The 6471-nt window shown below is 72.0% G+C and carries 6 protein-coding genes and 1 pseudogene; 2 read left to right on the top strand and 5 right to left on the bottom strand.

The window, feature by feature from the left end; genetic code table 11:
- Positions 1-119 (bottom strand): annotated as a pseudogene (locus tag ACFC1T_RS32865) (acyl-CoA dehydrogenase); the annotation flags it as partial.
- A 219-nt stretch (positions 120-338) separates the two neighbouring features.
- Between ACFC1T_RS32865 and ACFC1T_RS32860 the strand changes: the two are divergent.
- On the top strand, positions 339-1676 hold the full coding sequence (locus tag ACFC1T_RS32860) for a UDP-glucose dehydrogenase family protein (protein WP_375894807.1): 1338 nt from the start codon (positions 339-341) through the stop codon (positions 1674-1676).
- A 16-nt stretch (positions 1677-1692) separates the two neighbouring features.
- Here ACFC1T_RS32860 and ACFC1T_RS32855 read toward each other — a convergent pair whose 3' ends face one another.
- The gene (locus ACFC1T_RS32855) at positions 1693-2622 is read right to left on the bottom strand and encodes a hypothetical protein (protein ID WP_375894804.1); all 930 of its coding nucleotides are present in this window, start codon (positions 2620-2622) and stop codon (positions 1693-1695) included.
- Positions 2623-2950: 328 nt separating this feature from the next.
- Between ACFC1T_RS32855 and ACFC1T_RS32850 the strand changes: the two genes are divergently transcribed.
- Positions 2951-3364: a CoA-binding protein gene (locus tag ACFC1T_RS32850; protein WP_375894801.1), complete on the top strand. Its 414-nt coding sequence runs from the start codon at positions 2951-2953 to the stop codon at positions 3362-3364.
- Between the two features lie 10 nt (positions 3365-3374).
- Here ACFC1T_RS32850 and ACFC1T_RS32845 read toward each other — a convergent pair whose 3' ends face one another.
- Genes ACFC1T_RS32845 through ACFC1T_RS32835 form a run of 3 tightly spaced genes read right to left on the bottom strand, consistent with a single transcriptional unit; the run spans position 3375 to position 6303 of the window.
- Positions 3375-4610, bottom strand: coding sequence for a dipeptidase (locus tag ACFC1T_RS32845; RefSeq protein ID WP_375894799.1), 1236 nt, complete (start codon positions 4608-4610; stop codon positions 3375-3377).
- Positions 4611-4642: 32 nt separating this feature from the next.
- Entirely contained in the window at positions 4643-5167 is a 525-nt protein-coding gene (purE, locus tag ACFC1T_RS32840) for a 5-(carboxyamino)imidazole ribonucleotide mutase (RefSeq protein ID WP_375894797.1), read from the bottom strand.
- Positions 5164-6303 (bottom strand): 5-(carboxyamino)imidazole ribonucleotide synthase, encoded by a 1140-nt coding sequence (locus tag ACFC1T_RS32835; protein ID WP_375894794.1) that lies wholly within the window; start codon positions 6301-6303, stop codon positions 5164-5166. Before ACFC1T_RS32835 ends, purE begins: the two co-directional genes overlap by 4 nt.
- Positions 6304-6471 lie beyond the last annotated feature (168 nt).

Raw genomic sequence — 6471 nt, 5'->3', positions numbered from 1 at the left:
TCCGCCGCGAACGGAGCGATCTTCGCCTCGGCCAGCGAACGCACCGCCTCACGGAGCATCCCGTGCTCCTCGGAGATACGGAAGAGATCGAAGTCAGCCGCCCCTGCGCTGCCCGCCATGATGCCTGCCTCGTCGTCCAGTGGCCGACGCAGACCGTTGTCCGATCGGCGTCGGATCCGAGTCGAATCGCGGTTAACTACCGTTCAGTAGAGATCCTAGGGCTCCGACCTGCGGCTGCCTAGCGTCCTCGGCGAGCGGGCGATCCGTACCGACCCGGGCGGGACGGATAGCATCAGGGGCACCCTCTACTGGCCGAACCCGCAACTCAAGGGGAACCCGTGACCCTCCGCATCTCCGTGATCGGCACCGGCTACCTCGGCGCCACGCATGCCGCCGCGATGGCCGAGTTCGGCTTCGAGGTGCTGGGTCTGGACATCGATCCCGAGAAGATCGCGACGCTCACCGCGGGCCGGGTCCCGATGTACGAGCCGGGCCTGTCCGAGCTGCTGCTCAAGCACGTGGCCGGGCACGAGGGCTCGACCGGGCGGCTGCGCTTCACCACCTCCGCCAAGGAGGCCGCGGAGTTCGCGGACGTCCACTTCGTCTGCGTCAACACCCCGCAACGCAAGGGCGAGTTCGCCGCCGACATGTCGTACGTGGACACCGCGATCGACGAGCTCGCACCGCACCTGACCCGCCCGGCGCTGGTGGTCGGCAAGTCCACCGTCCCGGTCGGCTCGGCGGCCCGGCTGGCCGAGCGGCTGGCCGCGCTGGCGCCGGTCGGCGCGGGCGCCGAACTCGCCTGGAACCCCGAGTTCCTGCGTGAGGGCTTCGCCGTCCAGGACACCCTGCGGCCGGACCGGATCGTGGTCGGCGCCCACAGCGAGCGCGCCGAGCGTCTGCTGCGCGAGGTGTACGCGGAGCCGATCGCGGCCGGGGTGCCGTTCCTGGTCACCGACTACGCGACCGCCGAGCTGGTGAAGGCCGCCGCCAACTCCTTCCTGGCCACCAAGATCTCCTTCATCAACGCGATGGCCGAGGTCTGCGAGGCGGCCGGCGCGGACGTCACGCTGCTCTCCACCGCGCTCGGGCACGACGAGCGGATCGGCCGCAAGTTCCTCAACTCCGGCCTCGGCTTCGGCGGCGGCTGCCTGCCCAAGGACATCCGCGCCTTCATGGCCCGGGCCGGCGAACTCGGCGCCGACCAGGCGCTGACCTTCCTGCGCGAGGTCGACTCGATCAACATGCGGCGCCGCTCGCGGATGGTCGAACTGGCCCGCGAGCAGTGCGGCGGCGGCTTCCTGGGCCGCCGGGTCGCCGTCCTCGGCGCCGCCTTCAAGCCCAACTCGGACGACATCCGGGACTCCCCCGCGCTCAACGTGGCCGCCCAGATCCAGCTCCAGGGCGCCCAGGTCACCGTCTACGACCCGAAGGCCGTGGAGAACGCCCGCAAGATGTTCCCCTCCCTGGCCTACGCCGACTCCGCCCTGGAAGCCGCCGAGGGCGCCCACGTCGTCCTCCACCTCACCGAGTGGGCCGAGTTCCGCGCGCTCGACCCGGCCGAGCTCGGCGCCGTGGTGGCCGAGCGCCGACTGCTCGACGGCCGCAACGTCCTCGACGCGGACGCCTGGCGCGCCGCCGGCTGGACCTACCGCGCCCTGGGCCGCCCGAGCTGACGGCGGGTGTCACCGCTCACTGCGTCGTGTGCCGGGTGGTGAAGGTCGTACAGCCGACCCCGGTCACGGTACCGCTGTACGCATCGCCGTCGGCCGCCGGAAGATCGCCGACGAAATTGATGAGCTGATAGTCGGACGGTCGCTCGACCCAGGCCACCGGGTCGAGGCGGACGCTGGCCCCCGAAAGCGTTCCGGTGTACGTCGCACTCCCCCGCGGAACGCCGGGATTGGCCGGCACCGGGAAGAAGCTGAACACCACGTCGACCGTCCCGGCTTTCACCGGCGCCGATATCTGCAAATGCATTCCGGTCAGACCCTGCCCGCACGTGTAGGTGCCGTCCCAGCCGCCGACCATCCGGGAGAGTCCGGACGGCTGCGGGCTGTCACCGGACTGCCAGACGGTGACCGCGCCGGAGACGCCCCCGGCCACCACGACGAGGGTGGTCACGGTCGCCACCACCGGATGCGCCGCCGCGGCGCTCTTCGTGACGCTGATGAAGGGCGCGATCGGGATGAATGCGATGCGCCTCTTGTTGATGCGCACATCGCCGCCGGCGATGATGCCCTCCGGGCCGACGTCGCGCCCGACGTTCACGGCCATGCCGCCGTCCCCGGCGCGGGCCTTCTGGGACACCGGGCCGGCCGAGGCAACCGCCGCCGGGGCCACCCCCTCGGCGAGCAGCGCCCGCAGTCCCGCGGCCACGTCCGGATCGTCGCCCAGCGCGTCCCGCAGCCGGGTGCTCCACGCCCCCACCTGGGCCTCCCGGGCCTGCGGCAGCTCCGGCTCGGACGCCTCCGCCAGCCTCGCGCGCGTCGCGTCCATGCGCCCGTCCTGACCGATCAGCTCGGCGAAACCACGCTTCACCGCCTCCCAGGAATCCGTCATCAGGCCCGATACCAGGGCCGTCGCCGCGGCCAGGGCCAATTCGTCAAGATCGCCGCTCACGTTTCCCCACCCGATACTCGCGTCCCCGCCGAAAGGCTTCGATTCCCAGTGTTCCTGGGCCCGGGCCGTTGTATGCCGGTGTTGGCCGAGTCTTGGAATGAGAATTCCACTCCGCCCCGGGGCTCGCGGGGAATTCACGACTTCGCCTTCCAGCGCATTTCCCGCCGCCGCAGGTCAACCGGGAAAACCGGGAGAGCATGCCAAGGCGCACGGTGACGGATCGTCACGACTGCCGGAGACCGGTCACCGTCCGAGCGGCCGGCCCCCGACGCCTCCGCCACCTGACCGCCCCCGGAATCCCGCGCCCGCGCCCGTCGTTGGCACCGGCATGACGACCTACGGCGACGGCGCGACCGTCCGCGAGATCCTCACCGGAAGCGGCGACACCTGGGCGGTGGTCGGGCTGTCCAACAACACCGCCCGGGCCGCCTACGGCGTGGCGCAGGTGCTCCAGCGCCACGGCAAGCGGATCGTGCCGGTGCACCCCAAGGCCGAGACCGTCCTCGGCGAGCCCGGGTACGCCTCGCTGGCCGAGATCCCGTTCCCGGTCGACGTGGTGGACGTGTTCGTGAACAGCGCGCTGGCCGGGGAGGTCGCGGACCAGGCGGTGGCGGTCGGCGCGAAGGCGGTCTGGTTCCAGCTCGGGGTCGTCGACGAGGCCGCGTACGACCGGACCCGGGCCGCCGGGGTCTCGATGGTCATGGACAAGTGCCCGGCCATCGAGATCCCGCGGCTGGGTTAGAAGGCTCGGATCAGCCGTCGAGCCGGGCGATGGTGGCGATGGAGGGCCGGCGGTCGGCGCGCAGCGTGGCGGCGACCGACTCGGCGTCGCGCAGGACGCGGACGGCGTTGTGCCAGGTGAGCTTGGCGAGGTCGGCCTCCGACCAGTGGCGGCCGAGGAGTTCGGCGACCAGGTTGGGGTAGCCGGCCACCGAGTCGAGGCCGTCGGGCAGGAAGGCGGTGCCGTCGAAGTCGCCGCCGATGCCGATGTGGTCGATGCCGGCGACCTCGCGCATGTGGTCGAGGTGGTCGGCGACGGTCGACGGGGTGGCGATCGGGCGCGGGTTGGCGGCCTCGAAGGCGCGCTGGCGCTCCATCGCGGGCGGGGTGGTGTCCAGCGGGTGGAAGCCGTGGGCACGCATGTTCTCGTCGGCGGCCAGGGTCCACTCGATGGCGGCGGGCAGGATGAACTTCGGGACGAAGGTGGCCATCGCGACGCCGCCGTTGGCGGGCAGCTGGGCCAGCACGTCGTCCGGGATGTTGCGGGGGTGCTCGCAGACCGCGCGCGCGGAGGAGTGCGAGAAGACCACCGGCGCCTCGGTGACCCGCAGGGCGTCCCGCATGGTGTCGGCGGAGACGTGCGAGAGGTCGACCAGCATGCCGAGCCGGTTCATCTCCCGGACGACCTCCTCGCCGAACTTCGTCAGCCCGCCGGCCACCGGCTTGTCGGTCGCGGAGTCGGCCCACGGCACGTTGTCGTTGTGGGTGAGCGTCAGGTAGCGCACGCCGAGTTCGTACAGGGCGCGCAGGGTCGCGAGCGAGCAGTCGATCGAGTGGCCGCCCTCGGCGCCCATCAGCGAGGCGATCCGGCCCTCGGCGCGGGCGGCCTCCATGTCGGCGGCGGTGCGGGCCAGGCGCAGCCGGTCCCGGTAGCGCTCGACCAGGGCGTGGACGAAGTCGACCTGCTCCAGGGTGGCGCTGACGGCGTGGTCGCCGGCCAGCGAGGTGGGCACGTAGACGGACCAGAACTGCGCGCCGACCCCGCCCTCGGCGAGGCGGGCGAGGTCGGTGTGCAGGCGCTCGCTCTGGTCGGCTGCGAGGTCGAGCGCGCCGAGGTCGTACCCGGCCTGCTCGCGCATCGCCCAGGGGAGGTCGTTGTGGCCGTCCACCACGGGGGCGGTGCGCAGCAGGGCGCGGGCGCGGTCCAGGCGGTCCGGGAGGCCCGAAAGGTCCGATCGGTCCTGCGGGGTGAGGGAGTCGGAAGTCATACGGGCTGTTCTACCCCACCCCGCCGGGCGGCCTACTTGCCGAAGCCGAAGGACGAGGAGCCGGCCACCTTGGCGCGGAGCTTCTTGCCCTTCTCGGTGGCCTGGTTGTTCAGCTCGGCCTGGAACTCGGTCATCTTCTCGGTGAGTTCCGGGTCGAAGGCGGCGAGCATCCGCACCGCGAGCAGGCCCGCGTTGCGCGCGCCGGCCACCGAGACGGTCGCCACCGGCACGCCGGCCGGCATCTGGACGATCGACAGCAGGCTGTCCATGCCGTCCAGGTAGCGCAGCGGCACCGGCACGCCGATGACCGGCAGCGGGGTGACGGAGGCCAGCATGCCCGGCAGGTGGGCCGCGCCGCCGGCGCCGGCGATGATCGCCTTGAGGCCGCGCCCGTGGGCCCGCTCGCCGTACGCGACCATCTCGCGGGGCATCCGGTGGGCGGAGACGACGTCCACCTCGTACGGGATCTCGAACTCGTCCAGGGCCTGGGCGGCGGCCTCCATGACCGGCCAGTCGGAGTCCGAACCCATCACGATGCCGACAAGAGGGGTGGTCATTCGGTGATCGTTCCTCGCAGGTAGGCGGCCGCGTGGCGGGCGCGCTCGCGGACGTCGTCGAGGTCGTCCCCGAAGACGTTGACGTGGCCGACCTTGCGGCCGGGCTTCACGTCCTTCCCGTACATGTGGATCCGCAGCCCGGGGTCGCGGGCCATGCAGTGCAGGAAGGCGTGGTACATGTCCGGGTAGTCGCCGCCGAGGACGTTGACCATGACGGTCCACTTGGCGCGCGGCCGGGGGTCGCCGAGCGGGAGGTCGAGGACGGCCCGCAGGTGGTTCTCGAACTGCGAGGTGACCGCGCCGTCCTGGGTCCAGTGCCCGGAGTTGTGCGGGCGCATGGCCAGCTCGTTGACCAGGATCCGGCCGTCCCGGGTCTGGAACAGCTCGACGGCGAGGTGGCCGACGATGCCGAGGTCGCCGGCGATCCGCAGGGCGAGCTGCTGGGCCTCGTCGGACAGGGCGGGGTCGAGGTCCGGCGCGGGGGCGGTGACCTCGGCGCAGACGCCGTTCTCCTGGACGCTCTCGACGACCGGGTAGGCGACGGCCTGGCCGCTGGGCGAGCGGACCACGTTGGCGGCCAGCTCGCGGACGAAGTCGACCTTCTCCTCGGCCAGCACGGGGACGCCGGCCAGGAACGGCGCCTGGGCCTCCCGCTCGTCGTCGACGACCCAGACGCCCTTGCCGTCGTAGCCGCCGCGGACGGTCTTGAGCACGACGGGGTATCCGGTGCCCTCGTTCGCGAAGGCGGTGACGTCGGCCGGGTCGGCGACGATCCGGTGCCGGGGGCAGGGCACCCCGATGGAGTCGAGCTTGGCCCGCATCACGCCCTTGTCCTGGGCGTTGACCAGCGCCTCCGGGCCGGGGCGGACGGCGATGCCGTCGGCCTCCAGGGCCCGCAGGTGCTCGGTGGGGACGTGCTCGTGGTCGAAGGTGATCACGTCGCACCCGGCCGCGAAGCGGCGCAGGGTGTCGAGGTCCCGGTAGTCACCGAGGACGACGTCGGAGACCACCTGTGCGGCGGAGTCCTGGGGGGTGTCGGCGAGGAGCTTGAACCTGACCCCGAGCGGGATGCCCGCCTGGTGTGCCATGCGGGCCAGCTGCCCGCCACCGATCATGCCCACCACTGGAAAATTCACATTGCCCGGGGAAGTCACCTCGCCAGGATATCCGGGCCGGTGGGGGGCTATGGAGCCGCGGTGGGGGTGTGAGTAGTGGACGCGCGTAGATGTCAACCCCTCCTCCGGACGGCTGAGCCGTTCGGTGGAAGCGGGTAGCCTGGACGGCTAGGTCCTCGTCCGCGCGGT

The sequence above is a fragment of the Kitasatospora sp. NPDC056076 genome (assembly GCF_042266305.1).
Classification (GTDB): domain Bacteria; phylum Actinomycetota; class Actinomycetes; order Streptomycetales; family Streptomycetaceae; genus Kitasatospora.
The sequence above is the reverse complement of the archived record's forward strand: the minus strand, read 5'-3'. Positions and strand labels throughout refer to the sequence as shown.